At 67.6% G+C, this 15,110-nt stretch carries 16 protein-coding genes; 8 read left to right on the top strand and 8 right to left on the bottom strand.

Annotation, left to right across the window (positions count from 1 at the left end):
• The first annotated feature begins 148 nt into the window (after window positions 1-148).
• Entirely contained in the window at window positions 149-742 is a 594-nt protein-coding gene (locus BMY35_RS04860; RefSeq protein WP_093195871.1) for a hypothetical protein, read from the top strand.
• A 25-nt stretch (window positions 743-767) separates the two neighbouring features.
• Window positions 768-1,358, top strand: a complete 591-nt coding sequence (locus BMY35_RS04855; protein ID WP_093195870.1) for a hypothetical protein — start codon at window positions 768-770, stop codon at window positions 1,356-1,358.
• Between the two features lie 18 nt (window positions 1,359-1,376).
• On the opposite strand, the gene BMY35_RS04850 is transcribed toward BMY35_RS04855, so the two are convergent.
• The 3 genes from BMY35_RS04850 to tkt form a co-directional block, all read right to left on the bottom strand.
• Complete coding sequence (locus tag BMY35_RS04850) at window positions 1,377-1,976, bottom strand: hypothetical protein (protein ID WP_093195869.1); 600 nt, start codon at window positions 1,974-1,976, stop codon at window positions 1,377-1,379.
• 114 nt (window positions 1,977-2,090) lie between these two features.
• Entirely contained in the window at window positions 2,091-3,092 is a 1,002-nt protein-coding gene (gene gap / locus BMY35_RS04845; protein ID WP_093195868.1) for a type I glyceraldehyde-3-phosphate dehydrogenase, read from the bottom strand.
• Between the two features lie 64 nt (window positions 3,093-3,156).
• Window positions 3,157-5,211, bottom strand: coding sequence for a transketolase (tkt, locus tag BMY35_RS04840; RefSeq protein ID WP_093195867.1), 2,055 nt, complete (start codon window positions 5,209-5,211; stop codon window positions 3,157-3,159).
• 164 nt (window positions 5,212-5,375) lie between these two features.
• Here tkt and speD point away from each other — a divergent pair, with 164 nt between their 5' ends.
• The 4 genes from speD to BMY35_RS04820 are packed head-to-tail and all read left to right on the top strand — an operon-like array spanning window position 5,376 to window position 8,479.
• Window positions 5,376-5,756: an adenosylmethionine decarboxylase gene (gene speD, locus BMY35_RS04835; RefSeq protein ID WP_093195866.1), complete on the top strand. Its 381-nt coding sequence runs from the start codon at window positions 5,376-5,378 to the stop codon at window positions 5,754-5,756.
• A 20-nt stretch (window positions 5,757-5,776) separates the two neighbouring features.
• Window positions 5,777-6,493, top strand: coding sequence for a nucleotidyltransferase family protein (locus tag BMY35_RS04830; protein ID WP_093196175.1), 717 nt, complete (start codon window positions 5,777-5,779; stop codon window positions 6,491-6,493).
• The gene (locus BMY35_RS04825; protein ID WP_093195865.1) at window positions 6,490-7,890 is read left to right on the top strand and encodes an aminopeptidase P N-terminal domain-containing protein; all 1,401 of its coding nucleotides are present in this window, start codon (window positions 6,490-6,492) and stop codon (window positions 7,888-7,890) included. Before BMY35_RS04830 ends, BMY35_RS04825 begins: the two co-directional genes overlap by 4 nt.
• 13 nt (window positions 7,891-7,903) lie before the next feature.
• Window positions 7,904-8,479, top strand: coding sequence for a hypothetical protein (locus BMY35_RS04820; RefSeq protein WP_093195864.1), 576 nt, complete (start codon window positions 7,904-7,906; stop codon window positions 8,477-8,479).
• Here BMY35_RS04820 and BMY35_RS04815 read toward each other — a convergent pair.
• A complete protein-coding gene (locus tag BMY35_RS04815; RefSeq protein ID WP_093196174.1) occupies window positions 8,433-9,431 on the bottom strand; it encodes a LysR family transcriptional regulator in 999 nt (332 codons plus the stop codon). The genes BMY35_RS04820 and BMY35_RS04815 overlap by 47 nt on opposite strands.
• Before the next feature lie 141 nt (window positions 9,432-9,572).
• On the opposite strand from BMY35_RS04815, the gene BMY35_RS04810 reads away from it, so the two are divergent.
• Entirely contained in the window at window positions 9,573-10,640 is a 1,068-nt protein-coding gene (locus BMY35_RS04810) for an aldo/keto reductase (protein WP_093195863.1), read from the top strand.
• Window positions 10,637-11,233 (top strand): short chain dehydrogenase, encoded by a 597-nt coding sequence (locus BMY35_RS04805; protein ID WP_093195862.1) that lies wholly within the window; start codon window positions 10,637-10,639, stop codon window positions 11,231-11,233. Before BMY35_RS04810 ends, BMY35_RS04805 begins: the two co-directional genes overlap by 4 nt.
• Here the strand turns inward: BMY35_RS04805 and BMY35_RS04800 are convergent.
• The 4 genes from BMY35_RS04800 to BMY35_RS04785 form a co-directional block, all read right to left on the bottom strand.
• Entirely contained in the window at window positions 11,223-11,582 is a 360-nt protein-coding gene (locus BMY35_RS04800; RefSeq protein WP_093195861.1) for a DUF3325 domain-containing protein, read from the bottom strand. The genes BMY35_RS04805 and BMY35_RS04800 overlap by 11 nt on opposite strands.
• The gene (locus BMY35_RS04795) at window positions 11,582-13,246 is read right to left on the bottom strand and encodes a PepSY-associated TM helix domain-containing protein (RefSeq protein WP_093195860.1); all 1,665 of its coding nucleotides are present in this window, start codon (window positions 13,244-13,246) and stop codon (window positions 11,582-11,584) included. Before BMY35_RS04795 ends, BMY35_RS04800 begins: the two co-directional genes overlap by 1 nt.
• Window positions 13,243-13,560 carry a DUF3649 domain-containing protein gene (locus BMY35_RS04790; RefSeq protein ID WP_093195859.1) on the bottom strand — a complete coding sequence of 106 codons (318 nt, stop codon included), beginning with the start codon at window positions 13,558-13,560 and terminating at the stop codon, window positions 13,243-13,245. Before BMY35_RS04790 ends, BMY35_RS04795 begins: the two co-directional genes overlap by 4 nt.
• 148 nt (window positions 13,561-13,708) lie before the next feature.
• Window positions 13,709-15,061 (bottom strand): esterase-like activity of phytase family protein, encoded by a 1,353-nt coding sequence (locus BMY35_RS04785; RefSeq protein ID WP_093195858.1) that lies wholly within the window; start codon window positions 15,059-15,061, stop codon window positions 13,709-13,711.
• Window positions 15,062-15,110 lie beyond the last annotated feature (49 nt).

Below are 15,110 nucleotides of genomic sequence, written 5' to 3'. Positions count from 1 at the left end.
CGCCTCCAACCTCGTCGCGCACCCTTCGGTTTCGCGGCTTCATGCATTCGCGCGCGGCGCGATGCGTGCTACCGTCGCGCCGGGAGCACGCACCACCGATGCACGATGCATGCATCGCGGGCCTCGTGGAGAGAGGGGAACCGAAGGCATGGCGATCTTTAGTTCGCAGCAAGGCTGGCGCTTGCGCAGCCTGTTCCTGCCCGGCGCGCTGGCAGCCGCCGTTTTAGCCACCGGCTGCGCGCCATTGCTGGCGCCGCCCTACGCGGCCGACTACGAAACCCTCGACAAGCTGGAGGCCACGCGCCCCGGCATGGTGGCCCTCGCGAAGGCGCAGCCGACCGACGCCGAAGAGAAGGTCAACACCGTGCGCCTGCGCAGCGCCAGGCTGCTGTCGCCCAGCGGCAGCTTCGCGCAGTACCTGCAGGACGCGATGATGCGCGACCTCGGCGAGATCTCCGTCTACGACCCGAAGGCGCCCACGCGCATCGCGGCGCGCGTGCTGGTCAACGAGATCGACCTGGGCGTGATCAACGGCAGCGGCCGCATGGAAGTCGAGATCACCGTCACGCGCGACACCACGCAGCGCCTGCGCAAGACCTACCGCGCGGAGACCGCCTTCGATTCGAGCTACGCCAGCATCGTCGCCGTGCCCGCCGGGCAGGCCGCGTATCCGCGCCTCGTGCGTGCCTTGCTGCGGCAGGTGTATGCCGATCCGCAGTTCGTGGCCGCCATCGGCCGTTGATCCCCAGAGGCCAGGAGGCGCTTCGATGCAGTTCCTTTTTCGTCCAGCGACCATCGCGCTGTCGGCCCTGTTGCTGCTCGCCGGCTGCGTGCACCCGATCACCATGATCACCGAGACCGCGCCGGCGCGTTCGCAGGCGCACCTCGTTCCGAAGAAGGTCGCCTACGTGATGACCGACGCGGACCGCGACCTCGAAGTGGTCACGCCCGGCGGCAGCGGCGACCGCGTGAGCTACTACCCGTACCGCGACCTGGAGAAGTCGATCCGCGATGCGCTGCGCGCCGTGTACCGCGACGTGGTGGTGCTGCGCACCGCCGGCGACGCGAAGGCGAACGAGGCGGCCGGCGTGTCGCTGGTGTTCTCGCCGCGCATCAAGACCGACTCGAGCTCATCCTCTCTCATCAGCTGGCCGCCGACCTCGTTCACGGCCGAGGTGTCGTGCGTGGTGACCGATGCAGCTGGCGCAGAGGTTTCACGCGTGCGTGCCGTGGGCAACGGCACGGCGGAGTTCGGCGAGTTCAAGGGCGACTTCGGACTGGCGGCGCGAAGGGCCGCAACGCGGTTGACGTCGCAGTTGAGCAGCGAGATCCGAAGGAACGAGAAGCTGCTGCGTTGAGCTTCTCGCACGCAGGCGTCAGTCCAGCCGCTGGTTGATCACCCGCGCGACGAAATTCTCGAGGGACACGCGCACGGCTTTCTCCGTCGCCCTGCCGAGAGCTTGCGCACCGACCGCACACTCCCCCTCGATGGATTCCTGTCCGTAACCACGAACCGTGGTGGTCGCGAGTTCTCGCCCTTCGGGTGACACAGCGGTAGTCCTGATGGAAATTTCAACGCTTGCATCTGCGGTGCCCACGAAGAAACCAGGCTGGAAGCGCAGTCGCGGATTGAAGTCGTCAAGCGCGAAGGTGTACAGCACTCCATCTTTGCCGGACTCGCCGGAGGTCTGGACCGGCACCACCGATTGATGCGCCGCGGAGACAGTACGCACGATGGATGTCTTGATGGCGGGCCCCAAGCTGACAGGGTAGCTATGTGCGCCGCAAATCTGCCCTGGCTTGACGACTTTCTCGAGGGTGGCCAGATCGCTGGATACCGCCACATAGGCCTTGGTGGGTTGAACCCTGTCGCGACGCACTTCGTACGCCGCCGAGGTGCTCCCGACATCCACTTTGTGGGCACAGCCAACAATCAAGAAGGCGCCCAGGCCAATGCCAAGCAGTTTCGCAATCACTCGCTTCTCCTCGTAATAAATTGTTATTCGATTCTAGAAGCGGACAAGAGGCCCTTTGTCTTCCAAGTAAAAAACGCGCCCTCGGGCGCGTTTTTTCATTGAAGCCGCGAAGCCTTACTTCGACACGACCTTCACCATCTCCAGGCACTTGTTCGAGTAGCCCCATTCGTTGTCGTACCAGCTCACGAGCTTCACGAACGTACCGTCGAGCGCGATGCCGGCTTCGGCGTCGAAGATCGAGGTGCGCGGGTCGCCGCGGAAGTCGGTGGCGACCACCTTGTCTTCCGTGTAGCCCAGCACGCCCTTGAGCGCGCCTTCGCTCTGTGCCTTCATCTCGGCGCAGATTTCCTTGTACGTGGCTTCCTTCACCAGCTCGACCGTCAGGTCGACCACCGACACGTCGGAGGTCGGCACGCGGAAGCTCATGCCGGTGAGCTTCTTGTTGAGCTCGGGAATCACCACGCCCACGGCCTTGGCAGCGCCAGTGCTCGAGGGAATGATGTTTTCCAGGATGCCGCGGCCGCCGCGCCAGTCCTTGTTGCTCGGGCCGTCCACGGTCTTCTGCGTGGCGGTGGCGGCGTGCACGGTGGTCATCAGGCCGCGCTTGATGCCCCACTTGTCGTTCAGCACCTTGGCCAGCGGGGCCAGGCAGTTGGTGGTGCAGCTGGCGTTGCTGACGATGGCTTCGCCGGCGTACTTCTTGTCGTTCACGCCGTAGACGAACATGGGCGTGTCGTCCTTCGACGGTGCCGACAGGATCACCTTCTTGGCGCCCGCGTCGATGTGCTTCTGCGCCGTTTCCTTCGTGAGGAAGAGGCCGGTCGATTCCAGCACGACGTCGGCGCCAACTTCGTTCCACTTCAGTTGCGCGGGGTCGCGTTCCTGCGTGAGGCGGATCTTCTTGCCGTTCACGATCAGCGTGTTGCCTTCGACCGTGACTTCGCCCTTGAAGCGGCCATGCACCGAGTCGTACTGGAGCATGTAGGCCAGGTATTCGGGCTCGAGCAGGTCGTTGATGGCAACGATCTCGATGTCGTTCTTGAAGTTCTGCACCGCTGCGCGCAGCACGTTGCGACCGATGCGGCCGAAGCCGTTGATACCGAGTTTGATAGCCATCTGACTTGCTCCTAAGGTTGAAAAACTTGTTTGTCGTGAACCGGCGAGAGATCGGATTGACCGATCAGTCGCGCAACGCGGCTTCCACCGTGGCGGCGACGTTCTCCGCCGTGAATCCGAAGTGCTTGAACAGCGCCGGTGCCGGTGCCGATTCGCCGTACGTGTCGATGCCGACGACTGCCGCGCAGCCGTACTTCCACCAGCCGCCGGTGCAGCCCATCTCGACTGCGATGCGCGGCAGCTTCTTCGGCAGCACGCTCTTCTTGTAGGCGAGGTCCTGGCGGTCGAAGGTGGTGGTCGAGGGCATCGACACCACGCGCACGGCGATCTTCTTCTCGGCCAGCAGCTTCTGCGCGGCCAGCGCGAGCGGCACTTCGGAACCGGTGGCGATGATGACGGCAGCCGTCTTCTTGCTCTTGAGGCCGACGACTTCAGGCTCCGCGAGCACATAGGCGCCGCGGCTGATGTCGCCGAGTTCGCTCTTCGGCGCGTAGGCGATGTTCTGGCGGCTCAGCAGCAGCGCCGTGGGGCGCGACTGGTTCTGCAGCGCCACGGCCCAGGCCACGGCCGTCTCGGCCGTGTCGCCCGGACGCCAGACGTCGAGGTTGGGAACGAGGCGCAGCGAGGCGGCGTGCTCGATCGACTGGTGCGTCGGGCCGTCTTCGCCCAGGCCGATGGAGTCGTGCGTGAACACGTGGATCACGCGGCGCTTCATCAGCGCGGCCATGCGGATGGCGTTGCGGCTGTAGTCGCTGAAGGTGAGGAAGGTGCCGCCGTAGGGGATGTAGCCGCCATGCAGCGCCACGCCGTTCATGATGGCGGCCATGCCGAACTCGCGCACGCCGTAGTTGATGTGGCGGCCGATCTGGCCTTCGGGGTGCTGTTCGGAGGGCTCGGTGCGGACCACGGCGCCGGTGGCGGCGTCGAAGCGCAGCGCGGGCGTGCTCTTGGTGTTGGTGAGGTTCGAGCCGGTCAGGTCGGCGCTGCCGCCGAGCATTTCGGGCAGCGCGGCCGTGAAGGCTTCCAGCGCGAGCTGGCTGGCCTTGCGGCTGGCGACGGTCTCGCCCTTGGTGTGGGCGGCGACCACGGTGTCGAACGCGACCTGGTGGAAGTCCTTGGGCAGCTCGCCCTTCATGCGGCGGGTGAACTCGGCGGCCAGCTCGGGGTAGGCGGCGGCGTAGGCGGCGAACTTGTCGTTCCAGGCGGCTTCGGTCTTGGCGCCGGCTTCCTTGTGGTCCCAGTCGGCATACACATCGGCCGGGATCTCGAAGGCGGGGTAGGGCCAGCCGATGGCTTCGCGGGTAAGCACGATTTCTTCCGCGCCCAGCGCCTCGCCGTGCGCCTTGGCGGTGCCGGCGCGGTTCGGGCTGCCCTTGCCGATGACGGTCTTGCAGACGATCAGCGTGGGCTTCGACTCTTCCTTCTTGGCCTTGGCGATGGCCTTGGACACCGCCGCGGCGTCGTTGCCGTCGATCGGGCCGATGACGTTCCAGCCGTAGGCCTTGAAGCGCTCTTCGGTGTTGTCGATGAACCAGGGCTTGACCTGGCCGTCGATGCTGATGCCGTTGTCGTCGTACAGCGCGATCAGCTTGTTCAGATGCCAGGCGCCGGCCAGCGCGCAGGCTTCATGGCTGATGCCTTCCATCATGCAGCCGTCGCCCAGGAAGGCGTAGGTGTGATGGTCGACCACGGCGTGGTCCTTGCGGTTGAACTCGGCAGCCAGCAGCTTCTCGGCCAGCGCGAAGCCCACGGCGTTGGTGATGCCCTGGCCCAGCGGGCCGGTGGTGGTCTCGACGCCCGGGGTCACGTCCACTTCGGGGTGGCCCGCGGTCTTGCTGTGCAGCTGGCGGAAGTTCTTGAGTTCGCCGATCGGCAGGTCGTAGCCGGTCAGGTGCAGCACCGAGTACAGCAGCATCGAGGCGTGGCCGTTCGAGAGCACGAAGCGGTCGCGGTCGAACCAGTGCGGGTTGGCGGGGTTGTAGCGAAGGTGATCGCCCCAGAGTGCGACGGCCATGTCGGCCATGCCCATCGGTGCGCCCGGATGTCCGGAATTTGCTTGTTGGACGGCATCCATGGCCAGTGCGCGGATTGCGTTGGCCATCAGGGCGTGGTTTGCCATGTGCGGTGGACTTTCGGAGGGAAAAGGGAGGATTGGGGTGGGGAGAACCCGCGATTTTACCGGGCGAGCCCCGGACGCTCCCGATACGGCCTGAACACCCTTCCGATGCTTCTGTGCGTTCCCACGTGTGTCGCCCTCCGGACGGACTGCTAGAGTTGCCACCCATGCACGGGCTGCACCTCACCGCCGACCTCCACGACTGCCAATGCGGCCTGCAGTGGCTCACCGACCGCGACGCCCTGGGCGCGGTCTGCCTCAAGGCGGTGAGCGCCGCCGGGCTGCAGGCGGTGGGCAAGCTGATCCACGGCTTTCCGGCCACGCCGCAAGGCCCGGGCGGGGTCACGGCCACGGTGCTGCTGGCCGAGTCGCACCTGTGCATCCACACCTGGCCCGAGCAGCGCGGCGTGACGCTCGACGTGTACGTCTGCAACTTCAGCGGCGACCACTCGGCCAAGGCCCATGCGCTGATGGAGTGCCTGGTGTCGGTGTTCCAGCCCCTGCACAGCGAACGCAACGAGCTGCAGCGCGGACGGGTCGCGGCGTGAGCGGCAACGCGGTGCGGGCCATGATCCTGGCCGCCGGGCGCGGCGAGCGCATGCGGCCTCTGACCGACACCTGCCCCAAGCCCCTGCTGGAGGTGCGCGGCAAGCCCCTGATGCAATGGCCGATGGAGGCGCTGGCCGCCGGCGGCTTCACCGAGCTGATCGTCAATACCGACTGGCTCGGCGCGCAGATTTCTGACCGCTTCGGCCCAAACCCCTTGCTGGATGGGCTCCCTGCGCTATCGATTTCATACTCCGACGAAGGCCGCGACTTCGGCGGCGCGCTGGAAACAGCCGGCGGCATCGTGCGTGCGCTGCCCCTGCTGGGCGATGTTTTCTGGGTCGCAGCCGGCGACGTGTTCGCGCCCGGATTCGCCTTCACGCAGGCCTCGCTCGAGCGTTTCGTCGCCAGCGGCAGGCTCGCGCACCTCTGGCTGGTGCCCAACCCCGCGCACAACCCCAAGGGCGATTTCGGCCTTTCCGCGGACGGCCTCGCGCTCAACACCGCGCCCGAAAAGTTCACCTTCTCGACCATCGGCCTGTACCGCGCCGCGCTCTTCGCGCCGCCTTACTGCGACATCCCGACCGGCAACCCCGCCGGCCGCAAAGCCCCATTGGCCCCGATCCTGCGCGCCGCGATGGACAATGAACTCGTGAGCGCCGAGCTCTACACCGGCCCCTGGACCGATGTGGGAACGCCCGAACGGCTCGCCCAACTGAACACGACGCCAACAAGATGACCGCAGCAGACATCGCCACCACGATCTACGCCGAGCGCCGCGCACGCCTCGCCTCGCAACTCGGCAAGGACGGCATCGCCATCATCCCGACCGCGCCCGAGCGGCCGCGCAACCGCGACACCGACTTCCTATATCGCCACGACAGCTACTTCTATTACCTGACCGGCTTCACCGAGCCCAACGCCTGGCTGGTGCTGGCGGGCGACGGCCGCGCCACGCTGTTCTGCGCGCCCAAGGACATCGAGCGCGAGATCTGGGACGGCTACCGCCTCGGCCCCGACGCGGCGCCCGCGGCGCTGGGCGTCGACGAGGCATTTCCTGTCACCGAACTCGACGCGAAGCTGCCCAAGCTGCTCGAGAACCGCGCCACCGTGTGGTTTCCCTTCGCCATTCACAAGGGCCTGGAAAGCCGCGTCGACGGCTGGCTGCAATCGGTGCGCGCGCGCGTGCGCTACGGCGCGCTGTGCCCCGACGAGCAGCGCGACCTGTGCGGTCCGCTCGACGAGATGCGCCTGGTCAAGGACGCGCACGAGCAGGACATCATGCGCCGCGCCGCGCAGATCAGCGCCCGTGCGCACGTCCGCGCGATGCAGCTGTCGGCCCGCATGCTGCGCGAAGGCAAGGACGCCCGCGAGTACCACCTCGACGCCGAGCTGCTGCACGAATTCCGCCTCGGCGGCTCGCAGTACCCGGCCTACTACTCCATCGTCGCGGCCGGCGCCAACGCCTGCGTGCTGCACTACCGCGCCGATGCCGCGCCCGTGCGCAAGGGCGAGCTGGTGCTGATCGATGCGGGCTGCGAACTCGACGGCTACGCCAGCGACATCACGCGCACCTTTCCCGCCGACGGCAAGTTCACCGGTCCGCAGCGCGCGCTGTACGACCTCGTGTTGGCCAGCCAGGACGCGGCCGCAGCCGCCACCAAGGCCGGCAACCGCTTCAACGATCCGCACGACGCGGCGGTGAAGGTGTTGGCGCAGGGCATGCTCGACTTCGGCCTGCTCGACGCCAACAAGGTCGGCAGCGTCGACGACGTGATCGACACGCGCGCCTACTTCCAGTTCTACATGCACCGCACCGGCCACTGGCTCGGCATGGACGTGCACGACTGCGGCAGCTACGTCGAGCCCACGCAGGTCGGCGAAGTGAGCGAGCGGAAAGATCCGCTGTCGAACGAAGTCATCAAGAACCGGCCCAGCCGCATCCTGCACCCCGGCATGGTGCTCACGCTGGAACCCGGCATCTACGTGCGGCCCGCCGACGGCGTGCCCGAGCAGTTCCACAACATCGGCATCCGCATCGAGGACGACGCGATCGTCACCGCCACCGGCTGCGAACTCATTTCGCGCGGCGTGCCGGTGAAGGCGGACGAGATCGAGGCGCTGATGCGGGGCTGACCGCCCGGCCGCCATGCACGTCAAGCCGCTGGCCGCCCGCTACGCCATCGAGACGACATCCGGAGGTGGGCTTCGGGCCGTGGTGCCCGCACGAAAGCACTGGCTGTTCCTGATCTTCATGGGCGTGTGGCTGGCCGGCTGGTGCTTCGGCGAATTCACCGCAGCGAACCAGCTGCTGTATCCGAGCCGCCGCGACAACGATCGATGGTTCCTTGCCCTCTGGTTCGCGGGCTGGACCGCGGCTGGTGCGTGGGCGTTCCTGTGCCTGCTGTGGCAGCTCTTCGGCCGCGAACTCATTTCGGTCGAAGAGGGATCGCTGGTTCATCGCGTGGAAATCTGGGGCTTGGGACGCACGCGCGCCTATGCAGTCAACGCGATTGCACGCCTGCGGGTCGTGGAGTTCTCATTCGATGTCTTCCGCAATCAGCGCACGGTGATGCCGCCGCTCTTCGGCGCGGGAGTGGGGCCGATCGCGTTCGACTACGGGCAGCGCACCTTCAGGATCGCGCCTTCGCTCGACGAAGCCGAAGCGCATTCACTGGTCACGATTTTGGGCGAACGGCTGCCGCGCGCTGCGCGCGAGCTCTAGCGGGCCGACGCGATCGCGGGGCCGAGGCATTCTTGACCGCCCGCTGCGACACCGGCGGCGGCGCATGCCGCGCCTGCAGGAAATCGATGAACACCCGCAGCTTGCGCGGCATCTGCGCGCGGCTCGGGTAGTAGAGATAGAAGCCCGGGAAGGTCGGCCACCAGGGTTCCAGCAGCGGCAGGAGACGGCCGCTCGCGAAATCTTCCAGCACCGCGCCCTCGAAGGAAGTGGCGATGCCCGCGCCGGAGCGCGCGGCCGCGAGCAGCAGGTCGCTGTCGTTGCTGATCAGCGGGCCGGCGAGCTCCACGTCGAGCACGCGCCCGTCCTGCGCGTATTCCCAGCGATAGAGGCCGCCGGTGGTCAGGCGGTAGTTCAGGCACCGGTGCTCGCGCAGGTCTTCGGGCGTGCGCGGCAGCTTGCGCCCCTTCAGGTAGCTGGGCGCCGCGTAGGTGACCATGCGCAGCGGCCCGCCCACGGGAACGGCCACCACGTCTTGCGCGAGGCTTTCGCCTAAACGGATGCCGGCGTCGAAGCCGCCTTCCACCAGGTCGACCATGCGGTTGTCGCAGACGAACTCGAGCGTGATGTCGGGGTAGGCGGAAGCGAACGCGCCGAAGTGCGGGAAGAAGAGCAGCTCAGCCGCCACGCGCGAGACGTTCAGGCGCAGCAGGCCGGCGGGCTTGTCGCGCGCCTCGTCGATGCCTTCGACCGCCTGCGCCAGCGTTGCCAGCCCCTGCTGCGCACCCGCCAGGAATTGCTGGCCCAGCTCAGTCACGCCGACGCGGCGCGTGGTTCGGTCGAGCAGGCGCACGCCGAGCTTCTGCTCGAGCGTGCGCACGGTCTGCGACAGGGCCGATGGCGACACGCCGAGTTCTTCCGCGGCGCGAGTGAAGCTGGCGTGATGCGCCACGCGGGCGAAGGCGGCAATGGCAGGCAGCAGTTCGGGCGACATGGCGGCCATTATGAAGACTGGCTTCATAAAGCATTCGTCTCAGCCGGCTTTTTCCGAAGCAATCGCGCAAATACCTTCGAGGCCATGGCGATGCGGTGCTCGCGTCGCCGCCCTCACCTCGAAACGAAAGGAATCTGCATCATGAAGCTGGACGACTACATCACCCTCGGCCGCTCGGGCCTGCGCGTCAGCCCCATGTCGCTGGGCACCATGACCTTCGGCCAGGAATGGGGCTGGGGCGCCGACGCGGGCGAATCGCGCCGCATGTTCGACGCCTACGTGGAGCGCGGCGGCAACTTCATCGACACCGCCAACTTCTATACCAACGGCAGCTCGGAGCAGCTGCTGGGCCAGTTCATCGCCGACCGGCGCGAGTCGGTGGTGGTAGCCACCAAGTACTCCCTCAACATGCAGCCGGGCAACCCGAACGCGGGCGGCAACCACCGTCGCAACATGGTCCGCTCGGTGGAAGCCAGCCTGAAGCGCCTGGGCACCGACTACATCGACCTGCTGTACCTGCACATCTGGGACAACCTCACGCCTTTCGATGAAGTGATGCGCGCCTTCGACGACCTCGTGCGCTCGGGCAAGGTGCTGTACGCGGGCATCTCCGACACGCCGGCCTGGCAGATCGCGCGCATGCAGACGCTGGCCGAGCTGCGCGGCTGGGCGCCGCTGGTGGCGCTGCAGATCGAGTACAGCCTGATCGAGCGCACCGTGGAACGCGAGCTGCTGCCGATGGCGCAGGAGCTGGGCCTGGGCGTGCTGGCGTGGTCGCCGCTGGGCAGCGGCGTGCTCTCGGGCAAGTACACGCGCGCCGACCTCGACCATCGCAAGGACCCGGGCTCGGGCGTGACGGGTTCGCGCAAGGACGTGGCCGTGGGCAACGGCGCACTGACCGCCCGCTCGCTCGACATCGCCGAGACGGTGGCGCAGATCGCGAAGGAGCAGGGCCGCTCGAGCGCGCAGATCGCGCTGGCGTGGCTGCTGCATCGTCGTGCGCCGACGGTGATGCCAATCATCGGCGCGCGCACCTTCGCGCAGTTCGAGGACAACCTCGGCGCGCTCGAGGTACAGCTCGACGGCGAGGCGCTTCAGCGTCTCGACGCGGCCAGCACCATTTCGCTGGGTTTCCCGCACGACTTCATGGCGCTGCCGATGACGCAAGGGGTGCTCTCGGGCGGCAGTTCGGTGCGGCGGCCGGCATGAGGATCGTGCTGATCGGCGCGGGCGGCACCATCGGCCGCGCGGTGGCTGCTGCGCTGGCGGATCGGCACGAGGTGATCGCCGTCTCACGCCGCAGTTCGCCGGGCATCGATCTCGCGGAGCCGCAGACCATCGACGCGCTGTTCGATGCCGTACCCGAGGTCGATGCGGTGGTGTCCACTGCGGCGAGCGTGAGGCTGGCGCGCTTCGGCACGCTGTCCGATGAAGAACTCGCGCACGCGCTGCGGGCCAAGCTCTTCGGACAGATCGCGTTGCTGCAACGCGCCGTGGCGCGATTGCGCGAGGGCGGCTCCGTCACGCTGACCGGAGGCAGCTTCGACGGCGTGCTGCCGGGCGGCAGCGCGGGCGCGCTCGCGAACGCGGGGCTGGAAGCCTTCGTGGCACAGGCCGCGCCCGAACTGCCGCGAGGCTTGCGCGCGAACGTCGTCGCGCCCGGCTGGGTGCGGGAGACGCTGGATGCCCTGGACCTGCAAGGCCCCAGAGGCACACCGGCGCGCGAAGTGGCGAAGCTCTACGTGCAGGCAGTGGAAGGGGCGATGAGCGGGCAGGCGCTGCGCGCCCTCGTCACGACGTGATCGAAGCGAGCAGCAGGCTGCACAGCGCGACGCCCGTGGCCGCGAACGCGATCCAGTGGAAGCGTCGCGGCGCATAGCTCAGCAGCGCCACCGTCGACAGCGCCGCCGCCGTGAGCGCGCCCAGCCAGAGCACCCAGCCGATCGAACTGCCCGCCGCCTGCAGGCTCGCGCCGAGCGAAAGGCACAGCAGCACCGCGCCGCCCAGCTGCAGCCAGCGACGCCACGCACCCGGCGTGCTGCCGCGGCCGAAGACGTCTTCGCTGTGGCGGTCCATCGCGAGGCTCAGCGCGCAGAAGCCCGCGAGCGAGGCGGCGAAGACGAGGCCGAGGAGCAGCGAATCGATCGCCATCATGAGCCCTGGCCCGATGCGGCGAGCGCCGACTGCGGCGATGGCGGCGCCTTCTTCTCCGCCTGTTGCTGCCTGGCGGCGATGGACTTGCGCCGCTTGCGCTCCACGATCCACACCGCGCCCGCGAGCCCGAGGCCCAGCGCGATCGTGACCAGATCGAAGCCCGCCACCGCGGTCGGACCCGAGCGCAGGCTCACGGTCAGCGGCGTCGGGCCGGTGAAGGCATTGAGCGCCGGCAGCAGCGCGAACAGCAGCGCACCGGCCGCCAGTTGCGCCTGCCACATGCGCAGGGTAGGCCGCAGCAGGCCCAGCACCGCGGCCGCGCCCCAGACGATGAAGAACCAGCGGATCTCCGCCTCTCCGCGCTCCGCGATGCCCACCGGCAGCAGGCGGTTGGCCCAGAAGAAGGCGGCCATCGCGACGGGCAGGCCGGCGATGGCACCGAGATTCAGCCCGTCGACCAGCCGCAGGCCGAAGCTGACGCGCCCGCCCTGCTTGAGCGTCTTCGCGAACTTCTGGCGCTCCTTCACGGCCCACAGCAGCAGCCCCGTCGCCACCATCAGGCAGCCCGCGAGCCCCGAGAGGAAGAACAGCGCGCGCAGCAGCGGATCGCCGAAGCGGCCGATGTGCAGGCCGTAGAGCACGCCGCGCGTCTGGGCCGCGGACTTGGGCACGTCGCCGAACGCGCCGATCAGCGCGCCAGTGGTGCCGTTGAACATCATCGAAGGCTTCTCGTACGAGATCTGCGGGCCCTCGGCACGGGTGATCGCGACGACCGCGTTGGCGTCGTTGGGCTGGTGCACGGTGATGCGGCCCACGGCGGCGCCGTTCCAGTGCGCGGAGGCCTGCGCGATCATCGGCGCGATAGGCGCGAGCGGCACCTTGTTGCCCGAAGCCTTGACCTGGTCGCGGCCCGTTCCCGGGAACGCCTCGGAGAAGAACGCCTGCTCGCCACCGCGATCCTTGTAGGCCACCTGCGGCCCCCATGGCATGTACATGAACATCAGCGTGACGAGGCCCGTGTACGTGATCATCAGGTGATAGGGCAGCGCGAGCACCGCCGTCGCGTTGTGCGCGTCGAGCCAGGAGCGCTGGCCCTTCTTCGGCCGGAAGGTGAAGAAGTCCTTGAAGATGCGCTTGTGCGTGACGATGCCGCTGAAGATCGCCACCAGCATGAGCATCGCGCAGAAGCCGACGATCCAGCGCGCCCACAGCGCGGGCATGTAGTGCAGGTCGAAATGCAGGCGGTAGAAGAACTCGCCGCCGCGCGTGACGCGGGCAGCGGAGAGGGCCTCGCCGGTGGCTGGGTCGAGCGAGGCGCGGTCGAAGCGGCGGCGCGGCTTGTCGCCGGGTGCGGCGCCCGAGGTGGGGGTGGCGAGATACAACACGTCGGTCGACGGCTGGCGCTCGGTCGGCAGGTTGATGAACCAGCGCGGGCTGCTCGCCCCATGCTTCTGCAGATAGGCCACCGCGCCCTCGGCCGCCTGCAGCGGCGGCACCTGGGCCTGCGCGACCGCATGCAGCTCGGGCTTCATCCAGAAAGTGATCTCGTCCTTGAAGTAGGAGGCCGTCCCGGCCGCGAACACCATGAACAGCACCCAGCCGACCAGCAGGCCCGACCAGGTGTGCAGCCAGGCCATCGACTGGCGGAAGCCCTCCTTCATGCTGCGCCTCCGGTGGAATGCATGAGCAGCAGCAGCAGCAGCAGCAGCAGGCCCAGCGCCGTCGCCACGACGGCAAGGCCGAGCCAGGCGCGCAACGCGGTGCGCGCGGCGAAGACCCACATCACCGCGAGCGCGAAGATGGCGAAGGAGGCGAGCATGCCGGTCATCGTGGCTTCGCTGCGTGCCATGCCGAAGAGGGCAGGCAGGCACACGGCGAGCACGATGGAAGACAGCGCCGCGACGCCGTAGCCGCCCGCGATGGCGGCAATCGCACGCGAAGCCACGCCGAGGCGATGGCGAACGCCAGCGCTCACGACGCGCGCCGGACGGCGTGCGAGGTCGTTCGGAGATTCATGGGAACGAGGAAGAAGGCTCTAGAAGATGAGAATGATACTCATCTGATAAAGACCTTCCCGCTCACTCCACCTGCGATCCGGGGCATTCAAGCCCCGGATCCACGAATCACTTCGCCTGCAACAGCGCTCCCGCCTCCAGCAGCACCAGCTCGTTGTCGTCCGCCTTGTTCGGCTCGCGGCTGCTCGAGAAGGGCAGGTTGTTGTCGTTGCCGACCACGATGTGCGTGGCGTCCACCACGTCGACGTTCTCGATGGTGAAGAAGGGGAACTTCAGCACGCCGTCGTTCAGGGGCTTGCGCGCGAGCTTGCCCGGATCGGCGATGTTCAGCAGGTCGATGTAGCCGATCTTGCGCACCGGGCCGCCCACGTTCGCGTCGCTGAGCTCGACCTTGTAGACGCGCTTGAACTTCGCGATGTCGTGGAAGCAGTCGGTGCGCTTCTGGCCTTCGGGGCAGGCCTTGTCGCTCGTGCCTTCGCCGTTGTCGCGCTCGATGATGAGGCCGGTGGTGCCGTCGATCATGTTGAAGTCGCCGATGGCGTTGCCGTTGGCCTCGAGCACGTATTTCCAGTGGCGGCCGGTCCACTTCTCGGTGGCCACGTCGAACTCCAGCACGCGCAGCGCTTCCTTGCCCTCGACCTTCTCGTAGTCCTTGGCCTCGGCGTTCCACACCGGGCCTTCGAGCAGCGCATACAGCTTGCTGCCGTCCTTCGACGAGGCCATGCCTTCGAAACCCTTGGAGCGCTTGATCTGGAAGTCGACCGCACCGCCCGGCGCGCCCGGCGTGGTCACGGCCGGATGATCCGGCGAGCGCACGGCCTTGCCGTCGACCAGCGTGTCGTACACCGCGAGCACCTTGCCCTTGAGGTCGGCCTTGATGAGGAAGGGGCCGAACTCTTCGCCGATCCACAGCGCGCCGCCGGCGAACTGGAAGCTCTCGGGGTCGAAGTCGGAGCCCGTCAGGTAGCGCTGCTTGGTGCCTTCGTGAACGATGCGGAAGGGCACTTTCTTGTCGGGGTCGTGCAGGAAGACGGTATCGATGCGGTTGAACTTGCCGCTCTTGAAGTCCACCTTGTAGTGGTTCAGGTAGAGCATGAAGTCGGGCGAGTTGGCCTTGGCGCCCGCACCGTTGTCGGTGAGGATCCAGAAGCTGCCGTCGTCCATCTTCTTGATGCCCGAGTGGCCCTGCAGCGGCTGGCCCTTGAAGGGCAGCGACACGCCGGTGCCGCGGCCGCCCGAGAGGCCTTCGACCGAGCCGGGCACCTCGACGCGCTTGCCGGTGGTGAACTTGCCGCTGACCTGCAGGTCGGCCGGCGCGTCCTTGGGCGCGGCGACGAAGCTCTGCGCGGGCAACACGGCATGGCCGGCGAGCGTGGCGGGGAAGGCGGTCTGTGCCGCGGCACCGCTGCATGCGAAGGCGGCAGCAAGGGCGACGAAGGACAGGGAGGCAAGGCGCGTCATGAGCGGAAAAGTGTTCAAGTGGAAAACGCGTGACCATGCCGGCGGGGCA

Source organism: Variovorax sp. YR750 (assembly GCF_900109805.1).
In the GTDB taxonomy this organism is placed as follows: Bacteria; Pseudomonadota; Gammaproteobacteria; order Burkholderiales; family Burkholderiaceae_C; genus Variovorax; species Variovorax gossypii.
This window is presented reverse-complemented; position numbering and strand designations above follow the sequence as displayed.